The 25,691-nt window shown below is 70.1% G+C and carries 23 protein-coding genes and 1 pseudogene; 18 read left to right on the forward strand and 6 right to left on the reverse strand.

Annotation, left to right across the window (positions count from 1 at the left end; translation table 11 throughout):
* Nucleotides 1–163 precede the first annotated feature (163 nt).
* The 5 genes from WMF39_RS37835 to WMF39_RS37855 all read left to right on the forward strand — a co-directional run bounded on the left by WMF39_RS37835 (nucleotide 164) and on the right by WMF39_RS37855 (nucleotide 6,014).
* On the forward strand, nucleotides 164–1,735 hold the full coding sequence (locus tag WMF39_RS37835) for a sigma-54 interaction domain-containing protein (protein ID WP_437741328.1): 1,572 nt from the start codon (nucleotides 164–166) through the stop codon (nucleotides 1,733–1,735).
* A 322-nt stretch (nucleotides 1,736–2,057) separates the two neighbouring features.
* Nucleotides 2,058–3,209, forward strand: coding sequence for a zinc-dependent alcohol dehydrogenase (locus tag WMF39_RS37840; protein ID WP_437741329.1), 1,152 nt, complete (start codon nucleotides 2,058–2,060; stop codon nucleotides 3,207–3,209).
* Between the two features lie 26 nt (nucleotides 3,210–3,235).
* Nucleotides 3,236–3,628 carry a hypothetical protein gene (locus tag WMF39_RS37845; protein WP_437741330.1) on the forward strand — a complete coding sequence of 131 codons (393 nt, stop codon included), beginning with the start codon at nucleotides 3,236–3,238 and terminating at the stop codon, nucleotides 3,626–3,628.
* A 179-nt stretch (nucleotides 3,629–3,807) separates the two neighbouring features.
* The gene (gene zwf, locus WMF39_RS37850) at nucleotides 3,808–5,202 is read left to right on the forward strand and encodes a glucose-6-phosphate dehydrogenase (protein WP_437741331.1); all 1,395 of its coding nucleotides are present in this window, start codon (nucleotides 3,808–3,810) and stop codon (nucleotides 5,200–5,202) included.
* Entirely contained in the window at nucleotides 5,199–6,014 is an 816-nt protein-coding gene (locus tag WMF39_RS37855; protein WP_437741332.1) for an HAD hydrolase family protein, read from the forward strand. Before zwf ends, WMF39_RS37855 begins: the two co-directional genes overlap by 4 nt.
* A 40-nt stretch (nucleotides 6,015–6,054) precedes the next feature.
* Here WMF39_RS37855 and WMF39_RS37860 read toward each other — a convergent pair whose 3' ends face one another.
* Entirely contained in the window at nucleotides 6,055–6,654 is a 600-nt protein-coding gene (locus WMF39_RS37860; RefSeq protein ID WP_437741333.1) for an HdeD family acid-resistance protein, read from the reverse strand.
* A gap of 350 nt (nucleotides 6,655–7,004) precedes the next feature.
* Complete coding sequence (locus WMF39_RS37865; protein ID WP_437741334.1) at nucleotides 7,005–7,433, reverse strand: hypothetical protein; 429 nt, start codon at nucleotides 7,431–7,433, stop codon at nucleotides 7,005–7,007.
* 172 nt (nucleotides 7,434–7,605) lie between these two features.
* On the opposite strand from WMF39_RS37865, the gene WMF39_RS37870 reads away from it, so the two are divergent.
* Both WMF39_RS37870 and WMF39_RS37875 read left to right on the forward strand, forming a co-directional pair.
* Nucleotides 7,606–9,279: a right-handed parallel beta-helix repeat-containing protein gene (locus tag WMF39_RS37870; RefSeq protein WP_437741335.1), complete on the forward strand. Its 1,674-nt coding sequence runs from the start codon at nucleotides 7,606–7,608 to the stop codon at nucleotides 9,277–9,279.
* A 173-nt stretch (nucleotides 9,280–9,452) separates the two neighbouring features.
* A complete protein-coding gene (locus WMF39_RS37875) occupies nucleotides 9,453–10,886 on the forward strand; it encodes a right-handed parallel beta-helix repeat-containing protein (protein ID WP_437741336.1) in 1,434 nt (477 codons plus the stop codon).
* 49 nt (nucleotides 10,887–10,935) lie between these two features.
* Here the strand turns inward: WMF39_RS37875 and WMF39_RS37880 are convergent, their stop codons facing one another.
* Nucleotides 10,936–11,079 (reverse strand): hypothetical protein, encoded by a 144-nt coding sequence (locus tag WMF39_RS37880; RefSeq protein ID WP_437741337.1) that lies wholly within the window; start codon nucleotides 11,077–11,079, stop codon nucleotides 10,936–10,938.
* Between the two features lie 339 nt (nucleotides 11,080–11,418).
* On the opposite strand from WMF39_RS37880, the gene WMF39_RS37885 reads away from it, so the two are divergent.
* From WMF39_RS37885 to WMF39_RS37900, 4 genes are all read left to right on the forward strand, one after another.
* A complete protein-coding gene (locus WMF39_RS37885; RefSeq protein ID WP_437741338.1) occupies nucleotides 11,419–13,182 on the forward strand; it encodes a hypothetical protein in 1,764 nt (587 codons plus the stop codon).
* 163 nt (nucleotides 13,183–13,345) lie between these two features.
* Entirely contained in the window at nucleotides 13,346–13,444 is a 99-nt protein-coding gene (locus WMF39_RS37890; RefSeq protein ID WP_437741339.1) for a hypothetical protein, read from the forward strand.
* A gap of 37 nt (nucleotides 13,445–13,481) precedes the next feature.
* Complete coding sequence (locus WMF39_RS37895) at nucleotides 13,482–14,963, forward strand: PAS domain-containing protein (RefSeq protein ID WP_437741340.1); 1,482 nt, start codon at nucleotides 13,482–13,484, stop codon at nucleotides 14,961–14,963.
* A gap of 201 nt (nucleotides 14,964–15,164) precedes the next feature.
* Nucleotides 15,165–16,238, forward strand: coding sequence for a cyclase family protein (locus WMF39_RS37900; protein WP_437741341.1), 1,074 nt, complete (start codon nucleotides 15,165–15,167; stop codon nucleotides 16,236–16,238).
* A gap of 117 nt (nucleotides 16,239–16,355) precedes the next feature.
* Here the strand turns inward: WMF39_RS37900 and WMF39_RS37905 are convergent, their stop codons facing one another.
* On the reverse strand, nucleotides 16,356–16,835 hold the full coding sequence (locus WMF39_RS37905; RefSeq protein ID WP_437741342.1) for a GNAT family N-acetyltransferase: 480 nt from the start codon (nucleotides 16,833–16,835) through the stop codon (nucleotides 16,356–16,358).
* 147 nt (nucleotides 16,836–16,982) lie between these two features.
* On the opposite strand from WMF39_RS37905, the gene WMF39_RS37910 reads away from it, so the two are divergent.
* The 3 genes and pseudogenes from WMF39_RS37910 (at nucleotide 16,983) to WMF39_RS37920 (ending at nucleotide 19,659) form a co-directional block, all read left to right on the forward strand.
* A complete protein-coding gene (locus WMF39_RS37910) occupies nucleotides 16,983–17,390 on the forward strand; it encodes a hypothetical protein (RefSeq protein ID WP_437741343.1) in 408 nt (135 codons plus the stop codon).
* A gap of 786 nt (nucleotides 17,391–18,176) precedes the next feature.
* Nucleotides 18,177–18,338, forward strand: a pseudogene (locus WMF39_RS37915) (glycosyltransferase); the annotation flags it as partial.
* Nucleotides 18,339–18,537: 199 nt separating this feature from the next.
* Nucleotides 18,538–19,659: a polysaccharide deacetylase family protein gene (locus WMF39_RS37920; protein ID WP_437741344.1), complete on the forward strand. Its 1,122-nt coding sequence runs from the start codon at nucleotides 18,538–18,540 to the stop codon at nucleotides 19,657–19,659.
* Nucleotides 19,660–19,783: 124 nt separating this feature from the next.
* Here WMF39_RS37920 and WMF39_RS37925 read toward each other — a convergent pair whose 3' ends face one another.
* Nucleotides 19,784–20,659, reverse strand: coding sequence for a helix-turn-helix domain-containing protein (locus WMF39_RS37925; protein WP_437741345.1), 876 nt, complete (start codon nucleotides 20,657–20,659; stop codon nucleotides 19,784–19,786).
* A gap of 394 nt (nucleotides 20,660–21,053) precedes the next feature.
* On the opposite strand from WMF39_RS37925, the gene WMF39_RS37930 reads away from it, so the two are divergent.
* The 3 genes from WMF39_RS37930 to WMF39_RS37940 all read left to right on the forward strand — a co-directional run bounded on the left by WMF39_RS37930 (nucleotide 21,054) and on the right by WMF39_RS37940 (nucleotide 23,145).
* The gene (locus WMF39_RS37930) at nucleotides 21,054–21,956 is read left to right on the forward strand and encodes an SGNH/GDSL hydrolase family protein (RefSeq protein ID WP_437741346.1); all 903 of its coding nucleotides are present in this window, start codon (nucleotides 21,054–21,056) and stop codon (nucleotides 21,954–21,956) included.
* Nucleotides 21,957–22,064: 108 nt separating this feature from the next.
* Nucleotides 22,065–22,412 (forward strand): hypothetical protein, encoded by a 348-nt coding sequence (locus tag WMF39_RS37935; RefSeq protein WP_437741347.1) that lies wholly within the window; start codon nucleotides 22,065–22,067, stop codon nucleotides 22,410–22,412.
* 22 nt (nucleotides 22,413–22,434) lie between these two features.
* The gene (locus tag WMF39_RS37940; protein ID WP_437741348.1) at nucleotides 22,435–23,145 is read left to right on the forward strand and encodes an adenylate/guanylate cyclase domain-containing protein; all 711 of its coding nucleotides are present in this window, start codon (nucleotides 22,435–22,437) and stop codon (nucleotides 23,143–23,145) included.
* Nucleotides 23,146–23,225: 80 nt separating this feature from the next.
* On the opposite strand, the gene WMF39_RS37945 is transcribed toward WMF39_RS37940, so the two are convergent.
* Nucleotides 23,226–24,818, reverse strand: coding sequence for an FAD-dependent monooxygenase (locus WMF39_RS37945; RefSeq protein WP_437741349.1), 1,593 nt, complete (start codon nucleotides 24,816–24,818; stop codon nucleotides 23,226–23,228).
* Between the two features lie 74 nt (nucleotides 24,819–24,892).
* Between WMF39_RS37945 and WMF39_RS37950 the strand changes: the two genes are divergently transcribed.
* A complete protein-coding gene (locus tag WMF39_RS37950; RefSeq protein ID WP_437748085.1) occupies nucleotides 24,893–25,687 on the forward strand; it encodes a TetR/AcrR family transcriptional regulator in 795 nt (264 codons plus the stop codon).
* Nucleotides 25,688–25,691: the final 4 nt, after the last annotated feature.

The raw sequence follows: 25,691 nt of genomic DNA on the forward strand, positions 1-25,691 counted from the left end.
AAACGCGGATGGGAACGGGAATGCCCATGGGAATGCGCAGGAGACTTGCGGCTTCCGTGCCAGCGCGCGGCCCGCGGCGACGCCGGCAGAGCGCCTCAACATGGTGCGCCGTGCACCAGATAAAGTGGTACATCGTGCACCACGTCTGGTGTACGGTGCACCAGTGAATCGCCTCCTCCTCACCTGGTCGGACGCGGGCACGCTCGGGCCGGCGCCGGCGCACCACGGCCGCCGGCCCGAGGGCGATCGCGGGCCGGTGCTGCGGCTCCTCGACCAGGAAGAGAGCCGCTACGACGCGATCGTGGTCCTCACCATCCCGGCGGGCGAGGCGCCGTCGCGGGCGCTCGTCGAGCAGGCGCGGGCCCGCGCGCCGCGGATCGAGCTCCGGGTCGTGGACGTCGACGATCCGTCGGACCACGCGAAGCTCTTCCGGGCGCTCGGGAAGCTCTCGGCGCAGCTCAAGCGCGCCTTTCCACCCGCGGCGTGGGCGACGGACGTCCTGCTCTCGGCCGGCACGCCGCAGGCGCAGACGCTCTGGGTCATCCTGGTGCAGGCGGGGATCCTGCCGGCGCGCATGCTCCAGGTGATCCCGGCGGCGTTCGTGCCGCACCCGCACCCGCGGCCGGTGCGCGAGGTCCGGCTCGACATCGAGGGTTTCCCGGAGATCCGCGCGCTGCGCGAGGAGGTCGTGCGCCTGCGGGCCGAGGCGCGCACGCGCGACACGGTGCTCGTGGGCGAGAGCGAGCCGATGCGCTTCCTCCGCGCCCGCATCGCCCGGGTCGCCGCGACCGACGTGCCGGTGCTGATCGTCGGCGAGACCGGGACCGGAAAGGAGCTCGCGGCCAGGGCGATCCACGAGCACAGCCCGCGCGCGAGAGGGCCGTTCATCGCGGAGAACTGCAGCGTCTTCGCCGAGGGCGTGCTCGCGAGCGAGCTGTTCGGCCACGAGGCGGGGGCCTTCACCGGGGCCGCGGGGCGGCGGCGCGGCGTCTTCGAGCAGGCGCACGGCGGGACGCTGTTCCTCGACGAGATCGGCGAGCTGTCGCCGCGGGTGCAGGCGTCGCTGCTGCGCGTGCTCCAGGACGGGACGCTGCGGCGGGTGGGCGGCGAGGCGAAGATCGAGCTGGACGTCCGCGTCCTCGCGGCCACCCACCGCGACCTCGCGGCGATGGTCGAGGAAGGGACGTTCCGCGAGGATCTGTACTACCGGCTCCGCGGCGCGATCATCGAGGTTCCCCCGCTTCGTGCGCGGGGTGGCGACATCGAGGTGCTCGTCGGCGCGTTCCTCGACGAGGTGCAGTCGCGGCGCAAGGGGCGCGGGCTCGAGGTGACGCGCGAGGCGCTGAGGAGCCTTTACCAGCACGCCTGGCCGGGCAACGTGCGCGAGTTGCGCGCGGAGGTGCAGCGGTGGGGCGTGTTCTGCGAGCACACGGTCGACGTGGGCGATCTCGCGCCGGAGATCGCGTCGCCGGCGGCGCGGCCCGCGAGCGGCGGCGCAGGCGGGATCGCGCGAGCGCCGGAGTCGGAGGCAGGCGGCGAGGAGGTCGCGCCGCTCGCGGAGGCCGTCGCGTCGGCCGAGCGCGCCGCGATCGGGCGCGCGCTCGAGGTGCACAAGGGCAACCTCTCGCGCGCGGCGCGCGCGCTCGCCATCGACAGGAACACCCTGAAGCGCAAGATGGCGGCCTATCGCCTCGGCAAGGGCGCGCCTGCGCGCTCGACGACCCGAAGAAGCTGAAGCTGCCGCCGCTGCCGAAGAAAGAGAAGAAGAGGACGAGCGACCGCCGATAGGCGGTAGTGCTCACATTTGCCCGGAGAGAGTTCACATGAAGGCGGGAAGATCATTGATTTTTCCTTCCCGCCTTCATGTTCAATTTTGAGCACTACCCGATAGCGCGAACGGCGCCCGGGCCGCCGGCGCCAGCAGCGATGTCCTCGATGTCCCGAGGCTGGGCGCCCGAAGCCCGGAGAGCCGATGCCTACGCCAGGTGCACCCACGAGCGCGCGCGCCTGGTTCACCGCTTGCATTGCCCTGTCGAGCAAGCTGGGAGGTCGTGCGAATGCTGGCGCTCACATACCATGGGCCGAAGAACGTCCGCGTCGAGGAAAACCCGGAGCCTCGGGTTCAACATCCGAACGACGTGGTCCTGCGCGTGAGTCGCGCCACGATCTGCGGCTCGGATCTGCACCTCTATCATGGCTACGTGCCTGACACGCGCGTGGGGACCATCTTCGGCCATGAGTTCACCGGCGTCGTGGAGGAGATGGGGGCCTCGGTGCAAACGCTGAAGCGCGGCGACCGCGTCGTGGTGCCCTTCAACATCGCCTGCGGGACGTGCTTCTTCTGCCAGCGAGAGCGCACCTCCGCCTGCGAGAACACGAACCCGCTCACCACGCTCGCCAGCGGGATCTTCGGTTATTCACACACGACCGGCGGCTACCAGGGCGGCCAGGCCGAGCGCGTCCGCGTCCCCTTCGCCGACGTCGGCCCCATGAAGATCCCCGACGACCTCTCGGACGAGGACGCGCTCTTTCTCTCGGATATCCTCCCCACGGGGTACCAGGCCGCGGAGATGGGGGACATCGGCCCCGCGGACACCGTGGCCGTCTTCGGCTGCGGGCCCGTCGGCCTCGTGGCCCAGCGGTGCGCATGGCTCCTCGGCGCGCGCCGGGTCATCGCCGTCGATTCGGTCGGTTACCGCCTCGATTTCGCGCGCCGGCACAACAAGGCAGAGACGCTCGATTTCAGCGAGACCCCGGATGTCGTGTCCGCGCTCCGGGACATGACCGACGGCCGCGGGCCGGACGTCTGCATCGAGGCGGTCGGCCTCGAGGCGAACGGCTCGGCGCTGCACGACGTGCTGGGCAAGGCGCTCAAGCTCGAGGCCGGGTCGCCCGTCGCCCTCAACTGGGCGATCCAGTCGGTCCGCCGCGGCGGGAGGGTCTCGATCGTCGGCGTCTACGGGCCGCCGTGGAACCTCATCGACGTCGGCGCGGCCATGAACAAGGGCCTGACGATCAAGACCGGGCAGTGCGACGTGAAGCGGTACATGCCCCGCCTGCTCGAGCACATCCGCAGCGGGAACATCGACCCGAGGGCGCTCATCACCCACCGCGTCCCGCTCGAGGCGGCCGCGGAGATGTACCGGGTGTTCGCGGCGAGGACCGACGGGATCCTCAAATGCGTGCTCATTCCGCGGGGGGCCAAGTGAGCTCCGTCATCGAGGAGGAGGCGATCATGGAAGCCGAGATCGTGCTGCCGAGGGAGCTGCCGTACTGGGGAGTCGACATTTGCCTCGAGGACAGGCCCGGCGTCCCCAGGGAGGTGCCGCCGCGCCTCCTGGAGAGCGCGCACTGGCTCGAGCCCGAGCAGCAGCCGATCGAGGGGCCGCTGCTCAGGCACCCCGGGCGCGCCCGCCCGACGCCGGTGTTCAGCACGGCATTGCCGCCGAGAGGAGCGAGCGGCGCGCTGCGTCGCGTCGCCTACAAGGTCCCGGATCACCGGCTCTCCCACTGGGTCGCGCTGTTCATCGCGGATCGGGTCGACGTGATCGAGAGCCTCCCTCTCCTGTTGAAGAGGCGGGCCGTCAGGGCAGTCAAGCCCGGGCGCGCGGCGTCACAGCGCGCGTGACGAAAGGCGTGCTCGCGCCGATCCAGCGTGGCACACGCGATGCCGGATCGGGACCAGGGCCCCCGGGGCCATGGCGAGATGCGAGGAGCCGAGCGCATGCGCACTGGATGGATGGAAGCTGAAGGCCAGGAGAGCTCGGGCATGCGGCGCGTGATGTCCGGCGCCGCCGAGCAGGCGGCATGAACGCCGCCGACGCGCTCGTGCTCTTCGGAGCGACAGGCGACCTGGCCTTCAAGAAGATCTTCCCGGCGCTGGCCGGGCTGATCCGCCGCCGCAAGCTGGAGGTGCCGATCGTCGGCGTGGCCAAGAGCCCGTGGAGCCTCGATCAGCTCTACGCCCGCGTCCGCGAGAGCCTCGAGCGGGCGGGCGCGTTCGAGGCGGGCGTGTATCGCGAGCTGTGCGCGCGGCTCTCGTACGTGAGCGGGGATTACGCCGATCCGGCGACGTTCCACCGCCTCCGCGAGCGGCTCGGCACCGCCCAGCGGCCGCTCCACTACATGGCCGTGCCGCCCGACCTGTTCGAAGAGGTCGTCAAGGCGCTCGACCGCTCCGGGTGCGTGCGGCGAGGGCGGCTCGTCGTCGAGAAGCCGTTCGGCCACGATCTGGAGTCCGCTCGGGCGCTCTACCGCACGCTCGCGAGCGTCTTTCCGGAAGAGGAGATCTTCCGGATCGACCACTTCCTCGGCAAAGAGCCCGTCCAGAACATCGTTTACTTCCGCTTCGCGAACGCGCTGCTCGAGCCGGTCTGGAACTCCCACCATGTCGAGAGCGTCCAGATCACCATGGCCGAGAGGTTCGGCATCGAGGGCCGCGGCCGGTTCTACGACGCCACCGGGTGCATCCGCGACGTCCTGCAAAACCATCTCCTGCAGGTGCTCGCGTGCCTCGCCATGGATCCCCCCCCGTCCGGGGACGCCGACGCCGTGCGCGCGGAGCGCGTCCGGCTGCTGCGGGCCATCACGCCGCTCGATCCGGCGCACGTCGTCCGCGGTCAATACACCGGGTACCGCGGCGAGCCGGGCGTCGCGCCAGGGTCGCAGGTCGAGACGTTCTGCGCCGCGCGGCTCCGCATCCACACCTGGCGCTGGGCGGGCGTGCCGTTCTGCATCCGCGCTGGCAAGCGCCTCGCCGTCACGGCGACCGAGGTGCTCGTCCTGCTGCGGCGGCCTCCGCACGCCGTGTTCGAGGATGTCGGGCGCGGGGCTCCAGACTACGTGCGCATCCGGCTCGCCCCGTCGCCGGAGCTCGCCGTCGGCGTGCGGATCAAGGCGCCCGGCGAGCGGATGGCCGGACAGCCGACCGAGCTGCTCGTGGCGAGCGATCTGTCCGAGGCGCTGGGGCCCTACGAGCGGCTCCTCGGCGATGCGCTCGCCGGCGATCCGACCCTGTTCGCGAGCCAGGCCGAAGTGGAGGCGCAATGGGCCGTGGTCGATCCGGTCCTGGACCAGGCGACGCCGCTCTCGCCCTATGAGCCGGGCAGCTGGGGCCCAGCCGAAGCCGACCGCCTCGTCGCCGACCTCGGCGGGTGGCGTACGCCCTCCCTGGCCACCCCGCTGGCGCGGAGAGCCGCATGACCGCGATTCGCGTGCTGCTCGCCGACGTGGACGGCGCGCTCCTCACGCCCGACGGCGTGCTCACCCCCAGAGCGGAGCAGGCGGCGAGTCGGCTCCGCGACGCCGGGATCGACCTCGCGCTGATGAGCAGGCGCTCGCCGCGCGGCCTGCGCGTCCTGCTCGGGCGGCTGAGGATCGCGACGCCGGTCGCCGCGTTCGGCGGCGCCATGCTGGTGCGGCCGGATCTCTCCGTCATCGAGCAGCACCCGCTCGACAACGGCGCGGCCGCGGTCGTCATCGCGACCCTGGAGCGACACGGCGCCGCGGTCTGGGTCTACCAGGGCGACGACTGGCTGGTGCGCCGCGCCGACGCGCCGCACGTCGCGCGCGAGCAGGCGGTCGCGCAGTGTGTCCCCAGGGTCGTCGAGCGCTGGGAAGGCGTCGTGGACAGCTCGGTCAAGATCGTCGGCGTCAGCGACGACGCCGGGGTGCTGGAGCGCGGCGAGTCGGACCTCCAGGGGGCCTGCGCGTTCTTCTCTGCGTCGCGCCCCGTGCCCCATTGCATCGAGGTGATGCACCCGCGGGCCAACTCCGGAGAGGTCGCGAGGACCCTCTCGGCGCGCCTCGGCCTCTCCGGCGCGGCCATGGCCGCGATCGGCGAGCTGCCCGACCATGTGCTCATGTTCAGGGAGAGCGGGCTCAGCATCGCCATGGGGCAGGCGCGCGCCGTCGTGCAGCGGCAAGCCCACTTCATCACGCTGTCGAACGCCGACGAGGGCTTCGCGCACGCCGTGGAGACCTGGCTGCTCACCACGAGCGGTGGCCGCCAGTGAGGGACGAGCGTCAGGCGCGGTCTCCGGCCCGGGGCGCCTGTCACATGCTGGCCACCGGCCGCTGTCGCGCGCTGGTCCCGATCAGCAACATCGACGTGCCGCTGACGAGGACGTTGACGCCGACGATCAGCCCGATCGCCCACGCCGCGGTGCTCGGCCAGCGCCACCAGATCAGGACCCCGAGCGCCAGCGCGAGCAGCCCGTCGAACAGGAGCCAGCCCCAGGCGGGCATCTCGCGGTGCTGGAGCGCGCGGACGATCTTGAGGAAGCCTTCCACGAAGAAGAAGGCCGCGAGGATCAAGGTCAGCGTGACCGTGCCCGTCACCGGGAAGACCACGATCAGGACGCCCGCGGCGATCTGGAGCAGGGCGCTCGCGAGCGACCAGCCGGAGTTGGCCCATCGCCGGTGCTGGATGGCGTGGACGCCCTGGAAGAGGCCGCTCGCCACCAGCACGGCCCCGATGGCGACCGCCGTGACCAGCGAGGCGATCACGGGCATGAGGATCGCGAGAGCGCCAAGCACCAAAAGAGCGATGCCGAGGCCGATGAACGAGCCGCGGTTCTCCCGCAAGGTATGAGGCTCGACCAATTGCAATCCGAAGCTCGTCGTGCGAGCAGAGTCCTGCCAGCGATCAGCCATGTGTGTACCCTCCTCTTCCCGGAGCTGGAGTTTCGCCGTAACCGCAACCGCAAATGGAAGCCCAGCGCCTCACCGGCGTGCCTGCTCGCCGCAACGAGCGCCACGCGCTCCGCCGAGAGCGCATGAGCCGGGCGGGGCACGGCAGGGGTCCGGCCACGGCGAACAAGGTGCCGCCCCCGAGCGGTGTCAAGTGACTCCAGAGCGGCCGGCCTCGCGTGCCCGTGATCGGGTTGCTCACCCCCTCACGCCCAGGGGATGGTCGGCGGCCCTCTCCGCGGCGTCGTTCTACCAGCGATCCGCGCGGCCGGGCCGCTCAGCCGGCGAGCCAGCGCAGGAGCGCCCGCCCGCGCTCACTCGTACCACGTCGGCACGATCTCCCGCACCTCGGGCAGCGCGGCAATACGACAGACCTGGTCCCATGCCGCGTCCTCGAGCGCGCCATGGCGCGCGGTGCACTCGGCGTCTCCCGTGGGGAAGAAGTACAGGGTCTCTGCGGGCACATCGCACCTGGCGCGCCCCCTCGACGAGCCGGCCCGGATCGCGGGCGCGATGCCCCGCACGCGCGCGAGGAGCGCCGCGTCGTCCGACGGCAGGCAAAACTCCAGGGATCCATCGTTCACGCACCCCGTTTCCCTGGTGAACGCGAGCTTCTGGGTCGGGCACGTCGGCGCAGGGGGCGGAGGCCCCTCGACGACCCCGTCCCCCGGCGTGGACGGCGGCGCCGACGTACAGCTCGCCAAGCACGCTATCAGCCAACGAGAGATCGCGAATCGTCGCATGGATCCACTCTCCATGTGCTCCGGCGGCGCACCTCTGGCCGATATCGCAGAGACGCTGGACCTGTCAACCCGGAGGTCCTGCAGTTTGGGCTTGACGTCTCCAGGACGCTTGGGTGTGCTTTCCCCCGGCCTCGGCGGGCTTCAACCTCGACGACCTCGGGCTGGTGCAAAAATGAACCTGCGACTCCTTCTCTCGCTGTCCGCGCTGGGCGCTCCGCTGCTCGTTGCGACGAGCGGCTGGGCCAAGGACTACTACGTGGCCCCGGCGCCCGCCGGCGACGACGCGAACGCCGGCACCGAAGCCGCGCCGTTCGCGTCGATGGCCAAAGCGCAAAGCGTGGCCATGGCCGGCGACGTCTTCTACTTCAAAGGCGGCACGTACACGTACACGGAGGGCACCACCACCTGCTCGAGCGGGACGGCGACCATCAGCGGCGTGGTGCTGAACAAGAGCGGGAGCGCCGGCAACCTGATCAAGTACTGGGCGGCGCCCGGCGAGAAGCCCGTCTTCGATTTCGACGGCATCCGGGATTCTTGCCGTATCAAGGGCATCCTCGTCTCCGGGAATTACATTCACCTCAAGGGACTCGAGATCAAAGGCGTTCGCCAGAACAACAACCTGAACCACGAGTCCTGGGGCGTGTGGAATCAGGGCAGCAACAACATCTTCGAAGCGCTCGACGTCCACCACATCATGGGCGCCGGCATCTTCATCCAGCGCGGCAGCAACAACCTCGTGCTCAACTGCGACTCGCACGACAACTTCGACGAGCTCACGTCGAACGGCGCGGGCGAGAGCGCGGACGGCTTCGGCTGTCACGTCGGCGCCCGGGAGACCGGCAATGTATTCCGAGGCTGCCGCGCCTGGTGGAACGCGGACGACGGCTACGATTTCATCAACTCCGGCGCCGCCTGCCTCGTCGAGCGCTCGTGGGCCTGGTACAACGGCTACAAGCCGGGGACGCAGACCGGCATCGGCAACGGCAACGGCTTCAAGGGCGGCGGCTACGGCGCCGATCCGGCGAGATTTCCGGCTGAGCCCGCGGCCCACACGGTGCAAAACTGTCTCGCCGCCTTCAACAGGGCGGCAGGGTTCTACGCGAACCACCACCCGAGCACGCTCTACTTCTACAACAACACGTCGTACGGCAATCGCCCCGACTTCAACATGCTCGGGATGGATTCGAACGGGAGCGACATCACCGTCGGGGTTTACCGGAACAACCTGGCGTTCGGCGGGACGCTGTTCTCGAACCGCAACGGCGCCGACGACGCGAACAACTCCTGGACGGCGGGGGGTGTCACGGTCTCGGACGCGGACTTTCAGAATCCGTCCGAAATGGGGCTGGACGCTCCGCGACAGGCGGACGGCAGCTTGCCCGTGCTCATGAATTTCCGCCTCGCGTCGGACAGCGACGCCATCGACAAGGGCGTCGACGTCGGGCTGCCCTACGCAGGCTCCGCTCCGGATTTCGGCTGCTTCGAGACGGGGTTGGCCGAGACCGAGACCGCCGGGGCTTCCGGCACCGGCGGCGCGGCGAGCGCTGGCTCGGGCGGCGGCGGTGCCGCGGATACGGGGTCGGGCGGCGCGAGCGCAAGCGCAAGCGGAGGAGCGGTAAGCGGCGGCGCAGACAGCGGCGGCACGACGAGCGTCGGTAGCGGCGGACCCCTGGGCACGGGCGGCGATGGCACCGATCCGAGCACGAGCAGCGCCGACGACTCGGCCGGATGCGCGTGCAGCACGCTTGGCGGCCACCGGCCGGATGCAGCGAGCCTCGTGCTCCTCAACCTCGTGCTTTGGGCCTTCAGAGCGCGCCGGAAGCGCCGAGTCCCGGCCAGCGCGTGAGCGCTGCCGCGGCTCGCGTGTCGCAGCCCTTCACCCCGTTCTCCAATTTCGTACGAAGCGCGCTAGACGGCCTATTGCCGGCGTGGCAATGCTTCCATCGCATGAACCCGAGCTCCAAGCCTCAGCTCCAGACCCGACGCGGCCGTCTGTGGCGCCTCCTGTTGGCCCCGAGCGTGTTGTTGGCGAGTGCGGCCTGCTCTGACGGCGGCGCGGCTGACACAGACAATCCAGGAAGCGGCGGGGCTCCGACGAGCGGCGTCAGCTCGGGCGCAGGCGGCACCTTCGCGACGGGTGGCACGACGGCGTCCGGCGGGGGCGCCGCCGGCTCGGGCGGCGACGGAGCTGGCGGCGCCGGCGGTGGCGCCACCACGGGGACGGGCGGCGACAGCGCTGGCGGCGCCACCACGGGGGCGGGCGGCGGGTCGGGAAGCGGCGGAGCGCCCACGATCGATCCCGATGCCCTCTTCGCGGCTCCGGATGGCGCGGCGGACGCGTCGGGAACGATGCGTGATCCCATGACCTTGGCCGCCGCCCTCCTCCGGGCGAACGCGGGTGACACCATCTACCTGCGCGGGGGCACCTACGCGCTCAACACGACCCTCAGCCTGAGCAAGGACGGCATGAGCGGCTCGACCATCGATCTGCGCGCCTACCCCCTGGACAGCGAGCGCCCCTTGCTCGACTTTTCCGCCATGGCGGAGAGCTCCAGCAATCGCGGGCTCGTCCTGTCCGGCGACTACTGGCACATCTACGGCATCGACGTCCTCCGAGCCGGCGACAACGGCATGTTCGTCAGCGGTTCCCACAACGTGATCGAATACTCCACGTTCGTCGAATGCGCCGACACCGGACTGCAGCTGGGCGGAGGGGCGGCCGACAACCTGGTGCTCAACTGCGATTCGTATTTCAACGCCGATTCCAGCCTGGAGAACGCCGACGGCTTCGCGGCCAAGCTCGACGTCGGCACGGGCAACAAGTTCGTGGGCTGCCGCGCCTGGAACAACCTCGATGATGGCTGGGACGGCTACCTGCGCCCTGCAAACAACGTCACCACGACCTACGACGACTGCTGGGCCATCGACAACGGGAAGCTCAAGAATGGCTCGGCCGGCGCAGGCGACGGCAACGGCTTCAAGTCCGGCGGCAGCGACGGCAAAGATCTGAGCCACAACGCCATCTACACGCGGTGCATCGCCGCGGGGAACGTCAACGACGGCTTCGACCACAACAGCAACCGCGGCAGCGTCACGATCCTGAACAGCGCGGCGCACGCCAATGGCAGCAACATCAACTTCAGCACCTCGAACATCGCAGCCTCGTTGACCATCAGAAACACGATCTCCCTGGGAACGAACGGGTCACTGTCGGCGACGACCACGAGCATCACGAACAACAGCTGGCAAGGTGGACTGTCGGCCACGAGCGGCGATTTCGTGAGCGTCGACACCAGCCTGCTCAAGGGCCCCCGCAAGGCCGATGGGAGCTTGCCGGACGTCGACTATCTGAAGCTGGTGCCGGGCAGCGATCTCCGCGATGCGGGCGTCGACGTAGGCGTGGAGTACAACGGATCCGCGCCGGATCTCGGTCCCTTCGAGAGCGAAGAGTAGTCCCACCGGCGCAGGCGCGTGAGCCAACGTGCCTGGTGCCCTGGATCGATCAAGCCGGCTTGTCGCGGAGCGCGAGCCCGATCCCTACCGCGGCCGCGCCGATCACGAACGGCAGGACGCCCATCGAGGCGCCGATGTTCACGCACTGATTGGCCTCCTCCGTGCCGACGCGCCGGCCAGGAGGGCGAGCCACGCCGCCCACCCGCACGCCGTGAACGCTTCCAACACGCTTTGCATGCTGCCCTCTAGCGCCGCGCCGACCCGGAGAGAAGCGTCAGGTCCACCGCATGGGGCTCCTCGCGCACCCCTTACCGGCATCGGTTCATCGGCGGAGTCGGGCGCGGAAGGTCACCACTCATGTCGCGCGCGGCGTCCACCTGACGTGGAGCAGAGCCCCCCACCCTGCGAGTCTTCGCCTCCAGCTGACCACAGGAGCCGCTGGCGCCAGCGCCCGGCACGGGACCGCTGCGATTCCGCCCCGATTCCCACGAGGCGGCGCTCCGGCTACGCTCCGCGCTCCGAGGTGCACCCGATGAAGGTTTGGCGAATCGAACGCATGATCGTGATTCCAACAGCGTTCTGCGCTGCGGCGTGCGCCGCTCCAGGCCCCGACGAAGGACCGCTCGCGGCCGCGCGCGCGGCGCTCACCGTCACCGAGGACCAGAAGCTGACCGAGGAGACGCCGGCCCTCCAGCGCGTGTTCGGGTTCGCGGTCGCGGGCAGCGGCGACACGGCGCTGATCGGAGCGCCGGACGAGAACAGCCTGACCCGCGGCGCCGCGCACGTCTACACCGTGACCGACGGGGCCGCGACGCTCGACGCCACGCTCGCGCCCAGCGACGGCGAAAACGGCATGGTGTTCGGCCGTCAGGTGGCCCTCGACGGCGATACCGCTGCCGTCATGGCCAGCGCCAACTATGAGGTGCGGCCGTACGAAGAGCGCGTCTATGTGTTTGTCCGGAGCGACGGCGCCTGGTCGGAGCAAGCGAAGCTGACCGTCCCCGAGTATCCGGCGTTGAGCTTCTCGAGGATGGCGGTCGACGTCGGTGGGGACACGGTCGTCGCGAGCACGGTGGGAGAGGACATCGACCTCGTGCTGGGCAAGGCATTTGCTTTCACGAGGACGGGCAACGCGTGGTCGCCGCGGGTGGAGCTCGTGCCTCAGGACTGCCCTCGGGGATTCGGCTGGTCGGTCGCTGTGTCGGGCGACACGGCGATCGTGGGCGCGGCGGCGGATTCGCCCGAAGGCAGCGCGTTCGCCGGCTCGGCCTACGTGTTCGTGCGGGATGGGGGCAGCTGGACGCAACAGGCGAAGCTCCTGCCGCATGACATGAGCGCCCGCGCGTCCTTCGGCTTCTCGGTCGATCTCGCGGGGGACACCGTGGCGATCGGAGCCAAGAGCGCGGTGTACATCTATACGCGGAGCGACGGCGCCTGGACCGAGCAGGCGAAGCTCGTGCCCGCCTTGAGAGGGAGCGAGGCGACAGGGGTGCAGCTCCTGGGCAACGCCGTGGTCGCCGGGTTCGTCGGCGTGGCTGACAACAAGGGGATCGTGTCCGTGTTTCACGGAGGAGAAGGAACATGGACGGAGGCGCGAACGCTCGCGCCGTCGGATGGGCAAACGCTGGATTTTTTCGGGTGGAGCGCGGGATACGCTGGCGGGAGCGTGATCGTCGGGGCGCCGTACCACAGCGCCCCTCTGGACCGAAGCGGCGCGGCCTATGTGTACGCGCTGCCGTCCCTGGACGGCGCGGCGTGCGTGGCGGACACCGATTGCCTGAGCGGCTCCTGCGAGGCCGGCCAGTGCGCGCCCGGGGGCAGCAGCGGCGCGGGCGGCGGCGGCGCTGGCGGTGAGGCGGGCAGCGGCGGCTCTGGCGGTGACGCGGGCGGCGGCGGCTCTGGCGGTGACGCGGGCGGCGCGAGCAGCAGTGTTGCGGGCGGCGGTGGCTCTGGCGGTGAGGCGGGCGGCGCGAGCAGCAGTGTTGCGGGCAGCGGCGGCTCTGGCGGTGAGGCGGGCAGCGGCGGCTCTGGCGGTGAGGCGGGCAGCGGCGGCTCTGGCGGTGAGGCGGGCAGCGGTGGAAACGCGGGCAGTAGCACGGCGTCAGCCGGTACGGGCAGTCCTGGGACCGACGCCGGCGGGGATGGCGGCTGCCGCATGGGCGGTCCAGGTCAGCCGACGCGCAGCGCTTCCCCCCTCATGGCCTTCGCGCTCGCGCTGGCCGTCTTGCCGGCAAGGCGCCTCCGCGATGCGCGCCGCCGGCGGCTGGCGGCCCGGGATACGGCCCTCCCGGCTTGACACCACAGCTCGCCCGCTGCGGGGCCCTTGCCGGTAGGGATCGCCTCGCTCATGTTCCCGGCCGCAGGGCCGTGTCGCGCCGCCGAGCCCGGGCGGCCGTGCCTGCTCGTCCAGAGGGAACAGGCAGGCGTTCGCGCTGGCGTTTCCCGGGCAGCCGCGGACCGTGACGTTCGACAACGTCGCGCGGGCGCTCGCGGCGTTCGAGGCCACGCTGTTCACGCGGAGCCGCTGGGACGTGTTCCTCGAGGGGGACAATCCATGACGGCTCGGTCTCCTCGCTGGAGGAGGCCGTGAGGAGGATGGCGAGACACCAGCTCGGGAAGGAGCTGGACGACAAGGAGGTGCACCTGATCACCCGCTGGCTCGACAGCCTGACGGGCCAGATCCCCCGCGCCGACATCGAGCTCGACGAGGCGTCGGCGCGATCGTGCTGGAGCCCGGATACCCAGGAAAATTGTGACCCACCTCAGCCCGCGGCTGGGATAACATCGCCCTGGACGGCGATGGACGCGCAGAAGACCGTGGCGCTCGAGGCGGAGCTGGACGCGTTGCAGAAGGAAGTGCAGCGCCTGCGCTCCCGCGTCGCCGAGCTGGAGGAGGCCGGCCGCGGCTTCCCGGAGCGCTTGCTCGACGCGCTGCCCAGCCTCGTTTACGTGCTCGATCTCGATGAGGGGCGGTACGTCTACCGGAACCGGGAGCTCACCGATCTCGTCGGAGAGGGCGGCGGAGCCGCGGCGGGCTCGCCCCGCGGCGACGGCCTGTCCCCGATAGTCCATCCGGACGATATCGGTCGCATCGAGGAGTACCGGGCTCGCGTGGCCGCCTCCGAGAGCGGGGAGCAGGCGACGGTGGAGTACCGCGTGCGCGGTCGCGACGGCGGCTGGCGATGGTTCCTCGAGCGAGGCGTCGCGCTCGGCCGCGAGGGACCGGGGCGGCGGATGCTGGGCTCGGCGCACGACATCACCCCGCGCAAGCACACGGAGCAGATGCTCGAGCGGAGTGAGAGCCTGCTCCATGCGTTCCTCGAATACACGCCGTCCATGATGGTCGCCGTGGACGCCGCGGGCCGGCTCCTCCTCGTGAACCGCGAAATCGAGTCATTCTACAAGATGAGCCGCGAGGAATTGCTGGGGCGGGTCGTCTACGACCTTCTCCCGGCGCCGGCGGCCGCCTCGATACGAAAGGCCAATGAAGAGGTGGCGGCCGCCGGACGCCCGGGCGCATCCGAGCAGGTGCTCGTCTACCCGAACGGTCCGCGCACCTACCTGTCGACCAAGTTCCCCATCCGCGACGCCGAGGGGAAGATCTACGCGGTCGGGACGATCTCGGTGGACATCAGCCGAGCCAAGCAGGCCGAGGCCGAGCGCGCGGAGATGCAGCGGCGGCTCATCGAGATGCAGCAGGCGACGATCCAGGAGCTCATCACGCCGCTCCTGCCGCTGGCGCGTGGCGTCGTCGCGATGCCGATCGTCGGGAGCGTCGACCCCGCGCGCGCCGAGCAGATCCTGACGACGTTGCTTGAAGGGATCGCCGCCCAGCAGGCCAGGATCGCCATCCTCGACATCACCGGGGTGAAGGTCGTCGACGAGCGGGTGGCGCAATCCTTCGTCGACGCGGCCCGGGCCGCGGGATTGCTCGGCACCCGGGTCGTGCTCACCGGGATCAAGCCGCAGATCGCGCAGACGCTCACCACGATCGGCGCCGATCTGAGCGGCATCGTCACCAAAGGGACCCTGGAGAGCGGCATCGCTTACGCGCTGGGACGCCGGCTCCGCTGGTGACCAAGCGCGCTCCCACCGAGCGACCGGGTGTACGCGGATACGCACAAGGCCTTCACGGCATCGGCGAAGCCCGCGAGGACCTCGGGAGAGCAGGTTTCAGGCGCCCCTGACGGTGTACTCTGGTGATGACATGCGCCCGCGCCCATCATGGAGCGCGGGGCGCTGTCGGTACAACGTGCGATGTGACCCAGGAGGTTGCGTATGAAGCCTGGAGTGATGCCGTTACGTGGCGCGATCGTGGTGACCATGGCCGTCAGCCTGGTCGCGGGGGCAGCGCTGGCCCGCGGCGTGCCGATGCTGGAGAGTTATGATCCAATGCCCGGTCCCTCGCCGTGGGGCCCTGACGACGAGGCGGGCGCCTCCAACACGCAGACGCCGGACAAGGTCCTCGAGGGAAAGCGCCTGATCAAGGAGGGCAAGGTCTATCGTCTGGGTCACGTCTACGAGCCGGGGATGCCGACGTTCCCGGGCAACCAGGGGCTCTCCGTGGAGGCCGGGCCGACCGCGGTCATCCAGCAGCAGGTCACGAACTCCGAGGTGATGCACGGGGAATTCGGCCAGATGGGGACGGAGTTCGACGCGCTGGGCCATTTCGGCTACATCCCGCCCGGGAGCACGGACCCCGCCGACGCGCTCTTCTACAACCAGTTCACTGGCGCCGAGATCCTCACGGAAGACGGGCTCGCGCACCTCGGCGTCGAGAACGTGAAGCCGCTCGTCACGCGCGGCGTGCTCCTCGACGTCAAGCGCTACGCGAACGGCGGGGAGACGCTCGCGTTCGGCCAGGAGATCACGCTGCCCATGGTGATGAAGACGCTGCGCGCGCAGAAGATGGACGCGCGCGACATCGGCGCCGGCGACGTCGTGCTGATCTTCACGGGCTGGGAGGAGAACTGGGAGCTCGGCACCGAGGGGTATTACACGCAGCCAGGCGTGGGGCTGGCCCAGCCGGGGATCGGGCTCGAGGTCGCGAAGTGGCTCTCGTCGAAGGGGATCGCCTGCGTCGGGTCGGACAACTTCGGCATCGAGGTCCTCCCGCCGAAGCCTCCGGTGGCGCCGGGGGTGATCTTCCCGGTGCACCATCACCTGCTGGTGAAGAGCGGAATCTTCATGCACGAGGTGATGGTGCTCTCGGAGCTGGCCGCGGATCTGGCCGCGGAGCTCCAGGAGCGGCCCCACGGCCACAAGAGCCCCTACGAGTTCTTCTACGTCTACAGCCCGCTGCCCCTCCGGGGCGCGTCCGGATCACCGGGCATCCCGCTCGCGATCCGGTGAGCGGATCGGCGCGCCGGCGCCGCGCGCGCCCGCATGTCGCCACTGTCCTCTGGGCCTCTGTGGTTCGAGCTCTCTCTTCAGGGCGCCAGAAGCGCTCTCAGCCACGCCGCGCAGACGTCAATCGAGGCGTTTTCTCATGCTCAGGCTCGTGATCCGGTAGCCGAGCGACTCGTAGAGCCGCCGCGCCCGCGTGTTCTGCGCGAAGACGTGGAGCTCGATATCCCGCGCGCCCAGGCCGCGGGCGGCCTCCTCGGCGAGCGCCATGACCCGGCGCCCGAGGCCCCGGCCGCGGGCGTCCTCACGCAGGTGAAGCTCGTAGACGAAGGCGCTTCGAAACCCGTCCACGCTGGTCATCCCGATCCAGAGGTGCCCGACCACGGCATTCCCTTCCAGCACCGAATAGAGGTGGTGGTCGGGGGTGGCGAGCCCCTGCGGCAGGAGCACCTCCACCTGGGAGCGCGCGTTGCGCAGCGCGTCCGCGGTCCCGGCGTCCACGGCGCTCGCGCGCTCGCCCGCGTACGAAGAGATCACGAGCTCGACGAACGCACCGAGCTCTGTGACATCGAGAGGCCGCAGGGCGACGGGGGGGTCGGTCATCGGTAGATCCTACTTGCTCCTGCCCGGCCGTGTAGCCGGGCGAGGAGGTTAGGGCAACCGAGGATCGCCGGCGAACTCGGCAGCTTCACCCGGGGTGCTCGGCTCGCTCGCTCGGCTGCTCTGGGTCTGGTAGCATGGTCGTTGGCCATGCTCGAGCTCCTCCGCAACGCGCACCACACCGTGACGGTCGACCCGGTCTCGCAGATCGCGCGGGTCACGCGGAGCCCGCTGCCGTCCGAGTCTGCCACGCAGTTCGAGGAGCTATGGATGGAGGTGAGCCGCGCGCTCGACCGGGTCGACCGCCATCGGCTGTGTCTGCTCATCGATCTGCGCGCGGCGGTGGGGCGCAATGATCCGCAGTTCGAGGCGGCGATGCAGCGGATTCGGCCGGTCGTGATGGGCCGCTTCCGGCGCGTCGCCATCCTCGTGCGGACGACCGCGGGGGCGCTGCAGATCCAGCGCCATTTCCGCGAGGACGGCATCGATCGGATGATCGGCAGCGACGAGGCCCGGCTGCTCGATTACCTCCGAGAAGCACCGGCGCGCATCCGTTGATGCGGGTCGCGATCGGCGCAGCCCACCAGACGCGCGCAGCTGCGCCGTCTGCGATCTGTATCGAGGTGTCCTCCGTCCGGCGATATCCATCGCGGTGTCCCATGTTCCGTGAGGAGACGATGATCCGAAGTCACCCGCGGCGCCGCCGCAGGGCGAACCGCTGCCAGCCACGCTCCATCCCAGACCGACCCCCGGCCCGAGCCGCGGCACGCCCTCTACAGTGCTCAGGCGAGCCAGACGCGGCTCGCCTTTCGTGACCGGCCGGCGACGATTTTTGTAACCTGGCGAAAAACCAAAGACTTTGTGGGCCAGCGACCGCGCCGCCCACGCGGGCTCTCGGCGAGCGCCTGGGCGGGTGTCGCCCTCGAGGGACGTGGCCAGTCGAAGACTGGGACGGATCACCACGCTTGGGCGCCGCGGCCCATGTCCTTTTTGAGCTTGCGCAGCCCCCGTACTCCGGTCTTCTCGTTTGTGCGATGTGCTTGTCAGTTCGCGAATTCGACGTATAGTGTATTCGAATCGCGCCCCTACCGTCCGCAATGTAGTCATGCGGCGTGTTGCAGCGCTCGTGTCGATCTGCCAGGTCGAGGCCCCATCCGTCCCGGTTTCGCATCTTGCGATGCCCTGGACGGTGTGTTCCGTACCGGAGAGGCGCGGCGGGAGGACAGCGAGGCATGCCTGGCGCTCGATGAGCGGTCGAGTCGAGAGATCGACAGTCTACTCGATGGGGGGAGAGGGGTATGGTGGTACGGACCGATTGCGGTATCGAGGCTCGTGTTCCCAAGGATGGCCGCTGGGCTTCCGGTCGTTGCGACCGACGTGGGCGGCGTGTCCACCGTGCTCGTTCACGGGGAGACGGGCTTCCTCGTGCCGTCCGACGAGGTAGCGCCGCTCGCCGCGAGGCTCTCGGAGCTCCACGCCAATCCCGCCCGCGCCGCGCAGATGGGCCGGAGCGGCCGGATGCTCGCGCTCCGGCGCTACTCCGCCATCCGGATGGCCGAGCGCTACATGGAACTGTACGCGCTGCTGCTCCTGGCGATCACCCGTCGTCGCGCTCGCCGGCGCCGCTCGCGAGCTGATCAGGCGGCGGAGCGCCGCCGTCGCCGAACGCTGCTGCTTTCACGCGCTCTCGAGGGGGGGACGACTCATGTCGAACGCAATGCAATGGCTCTCGGATCTCCTGGCCGCGCCGTGGGCGACGCGGCCATTCACACCAGTGATGCACGGCCATTCGACCATCATCGTGATGCATCGGCTCGCCGACCCGGATCGCGGGATCGAGGGCCTCGATCCGCGCGCCCTCCGGCGCGCGCTGCAGTTCCTGAGACGCGAGCGGTATCCGCTCGTGTCGCTCGAGCGGGTGTTCCGAGGCCTCGCGGGCGAGGAGCCGCCCGTCGACCGGGCCGTCGCCTTCACGATGGATGACGGCACGATCGACCAGGCGACGGTCGCCGCGCCGATCTTCGCGGAGTTCGATTGCCCGGCCACCATCTTCGTGGTGAGCGGCTATCTGGACGGCCATCTGTGGTGCTGGTGGCACCGCGTGGAGCACGTGTTCGAGACGACGCGGCGCCGCGAGCTCAGCGTGATGGTGGGCGGCCTCCGCCACGTCATCCGCCTGGACGACGGCGTCCCGCGGGCGCAGCTCGCGCGGCGCTTCATGGAGCGCTGCAAGCGTGTGCCCGAGACCGAGAAGCTCCGCGCCATCCAGCGGCTCGCCGCCGCGGCCGAGGTCGATCTCCCGGCGCGCCCTCCCGCGCGGTACGCGCCCATGTCGTGGGATGACGTCCGCGCGTGCGAGGCGCGCGGCATCACGTTCGGTCCGCACACGGTCACCCATCCGGTGCTCTCCAGGACGAGCGACGCGCAATCGAAGCACGAGATCCACGTGTCCTGGGCGCGCCTGCGCGCCGAGGCCAGGCGCCCGGTCCCCATCTTCTGTTATCCGAACGGGCACGTGGGGGCGGACTTCGGTCCTCGCGAGTGCGCGACGCTTCGCCGGCTCGGCTTCCTGGGAGCCGTGACCCACTGGCCTGACGACTATGCGACGGTCAGCGGATTCCGTAGCTCCGCGGACGCGCCGTTCTCGGTGCCGCGGATCGACTTCGGCGCGGATCACCGGAGCCTCATCCGCTCGGTGTCGGGCGTCCCGTGGACCAAGCAGCTACTGCAGCGGCAACTCGCCCTGCGAAGCGCGGTGGCCCCGGTCGATCCGGGCCTGACGCTCGATGGATCCCAGGACGAAGCCGAGGGCTCGCCGATCCAGTGATCGCGGAACCCGCGCGCGGCCGCTCATGCAGGTCGCGGACGGCGCGGCCCCCGGCGCGCGCCGGAGCGCCAGGCGCTGCTCGGCGCGAGGGGATCCCCTGCGCCCGAGGAGCCCGGCCGGGCGCTCACTTCTTTCGATAGGCGCCCGGCGTCGTCCCCGTACGGCGCTTGAACGCCGTCGTGAGGTGCCCCTGATTGGCGAAGCCACACTCCAGCGCGATCTCCGCGATGGACAGCCGCTCGTCCTGGAGCATGGTCATCGCCTTCTCGATGCGGCGCGAAATGACGTACTGGTGGGGAGTCTGGTGAAAGGCGCTCTTGAACAGGCGCGAGAAATGGTCCGGCGAGTAGCCCACCAGCCCCGCCAGGTCGACGAGCCCGAAGTTCGAGGAGAGCTCGCTGTCCACGAATTTTTCGATCTGGGTTCGCTGGCTCCTCGAGAGGCTCGCGTTGCGCAGCGAGATCTCCGCCCCGGATCCCGCTCCGTACCGCGCCGATAGGTAGGAAGCCAGCGCCAGGCAGAGCGACTGCACGTAGACGGCCCCGAAGTACTCCTGCCCCTCGGCCTGCGCCTGCAGGCGCCGGACCAGGTCGACGACATGGGCGTCGACCAGACCGAACCGCGGCTCCCGCTCCGGGACCAGCACGGCGGACGGAGACGCACAGAGAGCCAACATGGATGCTTCGGGGAAGTTCACCGACGTGCACACGGAGGGCCGCCCCCGCCACGCGACGCTGTGCAGCCTTGTCCTCCGCGGCAAGAGGTCCATCATTCCCGAGAGCCGCTCGAAGGAATGCTCCCGGACCTCGCCCGAGGTCGGCTCCGCGAAGTGAATGTCGACCTGCGAGGGGCCTCCCGTCCACACCAGGACCGCATCGCTCTCCGCCGAGAGCCCCTCGATCCGGCCGCTCTCGGGCACGTACCCGATCCGGAGGGGCAGCCCCACCCAGTCCGATCCGGTGAGAGCCGCCCCGTACTTTGCTGAGAACTCCGCGGTCATGCCTGGGGTCGCCCCGGAGCATCGTCGACGTCGAGGAACACGGGGGTCAAGCCCCTCGTGCGCTCGGCATGTGAGCGCACACACACCTCTGCTCGCGGGCGCCGGGTGGATCGGATCCCGCGCGTCGGGATCCTGAAAACCTTCGCCGGGAATTTGAACGACCTCGCTGCGAGCGCCACGTACCCTTCCCTTCACTTCCTCGCAGAGGCTGTGCGGGTGGTGTGACACTGCGCCGAGCTCCCGCTCTCTCTGCTTACAACATAATTTTATTCGGTCGCTGACCGGGAGCGCTGCTCACATGTCTACCTCGACCTCTCCGCTGCTCGTCCGTCATGGCGCATTCGGCACCTTTGCCCGCGGGATTCCGCTCGTGGGCCTTCTCTTGGTCGGTTCCATGGCCTGCTCCAGCGCCTCCGATGGGTCGTCCGACGGCTCGGGCGGCTCCGGAGGAGGTGCTTCTTCCTCCGGCAGCGCCCAGACGACGAGCGCGGGTGAGGGCTCGGGAGTCTCCTCGACAACGAGCGGAGCGAGCAGCACGACGGCGACCAGCGGCTCGGGCGGTGGGGCTTCTTCCAGCAGCTCGAGCAGCGCCGGAGGGGCTGGGGGCGCGAGCAGTAGCAGCAGCAGCGCAGCGGAAGGAACGAGCGGGAGCGGGGGCTCTCCGGATGCAGGGTTCCAGCCTTGCCCTGCGACGGGCGCCTGCAAGATCCTGCCCCTCGGGGACTCGATCACCTTCGGTCTCGGCTCCGACGGCGGCTACCGGGTCGAGCTCTTCCACCTCGCCACGCAGGACGGCCACGAGGTCACCTTCACGGGCAGCCAGCCGGGGAACGGCCCCGCGATGGTCGATGGCAAGCCGTTCCCCCGCAATCACGAGGGCATCAGCGGAGAGACGATCCAGCAGATCGCCAATCGTATACCGACCCCGGGGCTCCGGGAGATGCCGCACATCGTGCTGCTCCACGCCGGCACCAACGACATGTATCGAGAGCCGAACGGCGCCGACACCCGCCTGGGCGCGCTCATCGACGAGCTGATCGCCGAGGCGCCCGACGCGCTGATCGTCGTGAGCAACATCATTCCTTTCCCGAGCGGCGCGAACGCGGTCAGCACGTACAACGCCAAGATCCCCGCGCTGGTCGAGGCGCGCGCCAGCAAGGGCGCGCACGTCCTCTTCGTCGATCAGTTCAAGGATTTCCCCACGTCCGAGCTCGGCGACGGGGTCCATCCCAACAAGGCCGGCTACGCCCGGATGGCGGGCCGCTGGTACGACGCGATCTCCGACTACCTGAGGTGAGCCGGGCGCCAGCCCGATCGAGAGACCGCCGACCCGCTCGGAGCGCGCGGCGGGGCGATTGCCCGACATCATGAGCGTTCCGTCCCGGCGCGCTGAGCACGGTTCGCCATGCTGGCGGTCTTCATCGTCGCGAACGGGGCCTTGTTGGCGCTCACGCGGGCCTTGGGGCGGGACGCCTCGATCATCGCTCGCGCGCTGACGTATGTCACGCTGACCGCCGAGCTCGCATCGAATCAGCTGGCCATGCATGCCACCGGAACGCTGGTGTCACCGTCGGCGCTGTACATCGTCATGTTCGTCGCGCTGTACCGGATCTTCCTCGACTTTCGGTTCGGCCTCTTCGCTGCGGTCCTCGGCTCCTGTCTGTACTGTGGCGTGGGCACCCTCGAGCTCACCGGCGTGATCCGGCCGCATCCATTGTTCAGCCCACCTTCTCCACACCCTCTTCTACGCTGAGCCCGCGGCGGCAGCGACCGTGATGGCCAACATGGCTGCCGGCATCTTCCTGGTTTTCTTTGCGTCGAACTACGCAGTGAATCAAACCGCCAAGCTCCACCGCTACCTCACGGAGTCCGTCCTCCGACGCTACCTGCCGCCGTCGCTCGTCGAGCGCGCCGCGCACGGAGAGCTGCGGATGGACGCCGAGCCCGAGCGGCGGGTGGTGACCGTGATGTTCACCGACCTCGTGGGGTTCACATCGCTGTCGGAGAGGCTCGGCGCCGAGGCCGTCGGGCGGCTGCTCAACCAGTACCTGTCGACGGCGGCCGACGTGGCGCACGCGCACGGAGCCACGGTCGACAAGTTCGTCGGGGACGCCGTCATGATCGTGTTCGGAGCCCCCGATCCCCTCGACCCGGCCGAGCAGGCGCGTCGCTGCGTCGCGCTCGCCCGCGACCTTCAGGCCACGCTGCCGAGCCTGGGTGATGGGATTCGCCTCGTCGCCCGCGCCGGCATCAACACGGGTGACGCCGTCGTGGGCAATTTCGGCTCGCTGGCGCGCTCGGACTACACCGTCATCGGACCTGCTGTGAACATCGCCGCGCGGCTCGAGACGGCGAGTGAGCCGGGCCGTATCCTCCTTGGCGAGAGCACGGCGAAGCTGCTGGACGGCGCCGTTCCGCTGGAAGCCGCTGGCGAGCTCCGGCTGAAGGGCGTAGCTGCGCCGGTGCGAGCCTTCTATGTGAAGTGAGCGGTTGGCCCTCTGCGTGCCCGGTCCTCCGGATCCATCGATCGTGAGCATCGTCGGTCGACCTGGCTGGCGATGATCACCTACGTGAGGGCGGCGGGCTCGCCGGTGCGGCGCGCGGCGGACGACACCCGCCCGAGGGCATCGGCGAGCGCGCCGCGCGGATCCGCCGGCAGGTCGAGCGAGCGCCACGCCACATAGCCGTCAGGGCGGACCAGCGACGCTCCCCCGGCCCCGAGGCCAAACGCTTTGCAGAACGCTCCTTCCTCGGAGGACCGTACATCCGCGCCGATGCGGACGCATTCGAGCTCGATGCCCAGCTGCTCGCCGACCTGCGCTGCGGCGGCGCACCACCCCGCGTCCTCGGTGAGCAGCACCCAGCGTCGCTGGAACAGATCGAGCGTCGACAGCCGCTCGCCGCCCCTCACCACCCACACGTGCGGCGCGCGCGTGCCGGGCTGACCCGCCCATTGCTCGGGCCGCAACGCCGGCGGGAGCCCGTCGCCGGCGCCGAGCACCGCCGTCGATCGGACCAGCTGCCCGAGCTCCATGGCGTCGTCGTCGAGGATCGGCGCGCCTCCGGCGGTCCCGCCCGCGTGCGCCTTGTAGTCTTCGCGGGCGAAGATCTGGTGATGCCGGAGCCACGCGATCGGGCGCCGCTCGGCGTCGTACGTGTCGAGCAGATCGGGCTTCGACGCGCCGGAGAGGACCGCAGAGAGCTTCCACGCGAGGTTGTGGGCGTCCTCGATGCCGGTGTTCGCGCCGTAACCGCCCCGGTTGGGCGGCAGCGTGTGCGCGGCATCCCCGGCGAGGAACACCCTGCCGGACGTGAATCGATCGGCGACGAGGGCGCTGATCTCCCAGCGCCCGGTGGTGACGATCTCGATCTCCAGGTCAGCCCTGCCGATCGCCCTGGAGATCAGCGCTCTCAACGTCGCCGCGTCGCGCTCCTGGTCATCCCAGAAGATCAGCACCCAGCGGCCATCGCCGTAGGTGGTGAGGAATGCGCTGAAGCCCGGCTGCTCGATCGCGAACTGCGTGACCCCCGCTCGAAGGTACTCCTCGAGAGGAGCCCGGAAGAGGACGCTGCGCGCCGTCCGGATGTGCCCTCTCCCGGCGCGGCCGATCCCGAGCGCCTCGCGGATCGCGCTGCGGTGGCCGTCCGCCGCCACCAGGTAGGAAGCGCGCAGCGCGACCTCTCGCCCGTCGCGCTCGCGCAGCCAGGCGGTCACGCCGCCTGGGTCCTGCTCGAAGCGGGTCAGCTCGGTCTCGAGCCTCACGTCGGCGCCGAGCTCGATCGCCCTGTCTCGAAGCCTGGGCTCGAGACGATCCTGGGCGATCGCGGCGCCCGCGCACGGCGAGCGCTCGATCGCGGGCGCCACGTGCTCCCCGGGCGTCCACGGGACCTCCTCGAACCACGCCCCGGCCAGGCTCTCGACCCGAGCCCGGCGCAGCCGGAAGCCGGGCGGCACCTGCGGGATGTGCTGGCCCAGCCCGACCGCGCGATAGAGCTCCAGCGTCCTCGGCGTGTAGCCGATCGCGCGTGGATGCGGCGAGCTGCCAGCGTGCCGTTCGATCAGCACCGTGCGCACACCTCGCCAGGCCAGGAACACCGCGGCCGACAGGCCGACCAGGCTGCCCCCGACCACGAGCACCGACGTCGATTCTACGTGCATCAGAACCGTCCTTTGATACAGTGTATCACTACGATACAGTGTATCGCGTCGGATTTGTTGTCAACCGGCTGCTGATGCGAACAAGACGAGCGATGACCGCACGGCAGAAAAAACCGCACGTGACCGGCGCCTCCCTCATCTGGGACCGCCCGGAGCCGGCGCTCCGTCCCGCTCCCGGGCCGCTGAGCAGAGACCGGATCGTGCGCGCGGCCATCGCGCTGGCCGACGCGGAAGGTCTTGCCGCGGTCTCTCTGCGCAAGATCGGGGCTTCGCTCGACGCCGGCCCGATGCGCCTCTACGGCTACCTGGACACCAAGGAAGAGCTGCTCGAGCTGATGGTGGACGCGGTGTACGGGGAGATGGCGTCCGCGGGGCCCATCCCTGGCGGCTGGCGCGACGCCCTAAGGACGATTGCCCACCGCACCCGTCGGGCCGCCAGGGAGCACGGGTGGTTCATCGATCTGCTGGGCGGCCGTCCCCATCTGGGCCCGAACGCCCTCGCGCACCTCGAGGCCTCGCTCGCCGCGCTGAGCGGCGCTCCGGGCTTCGAGGACATCGACGCCGTCATGATGGCGGTCGGGACCGTCAACGCCTACGTGATCGGCGCCATCCGCGCCGAGGCCAACGAGCTGCGCGCCGAGGTCGCCAGTGGCCTGGATCAGACCGAATGGCAGCGGGCGTCGGAGGCGTACATCCGCCGGATGATCGCCACCGGCCGTTTCCCGACGCTCGCCAAGGTGGTCGAGGACGCCACCCACCCGCCGGCCGACGCCGCGTTCGACAGGGGTCTCGACTGCGTGCTCGACGGCATCGCGGCGCGCCTCTCCTGCGGAGCCGCGGCGGGAGCAGGTCGTCGCGAGCGGCGATAGCCGC

This window comes from Sorangium sp. So ce1504, from assembly GCF_051521635.1.
In the GTDB taxonomy this organism is placed as follows: Bacteria; Myxococcota_A; Polyangia; order Polyangiales; family Polyangiaceae; genus Sorangium; species Sorangium cellulosum_B.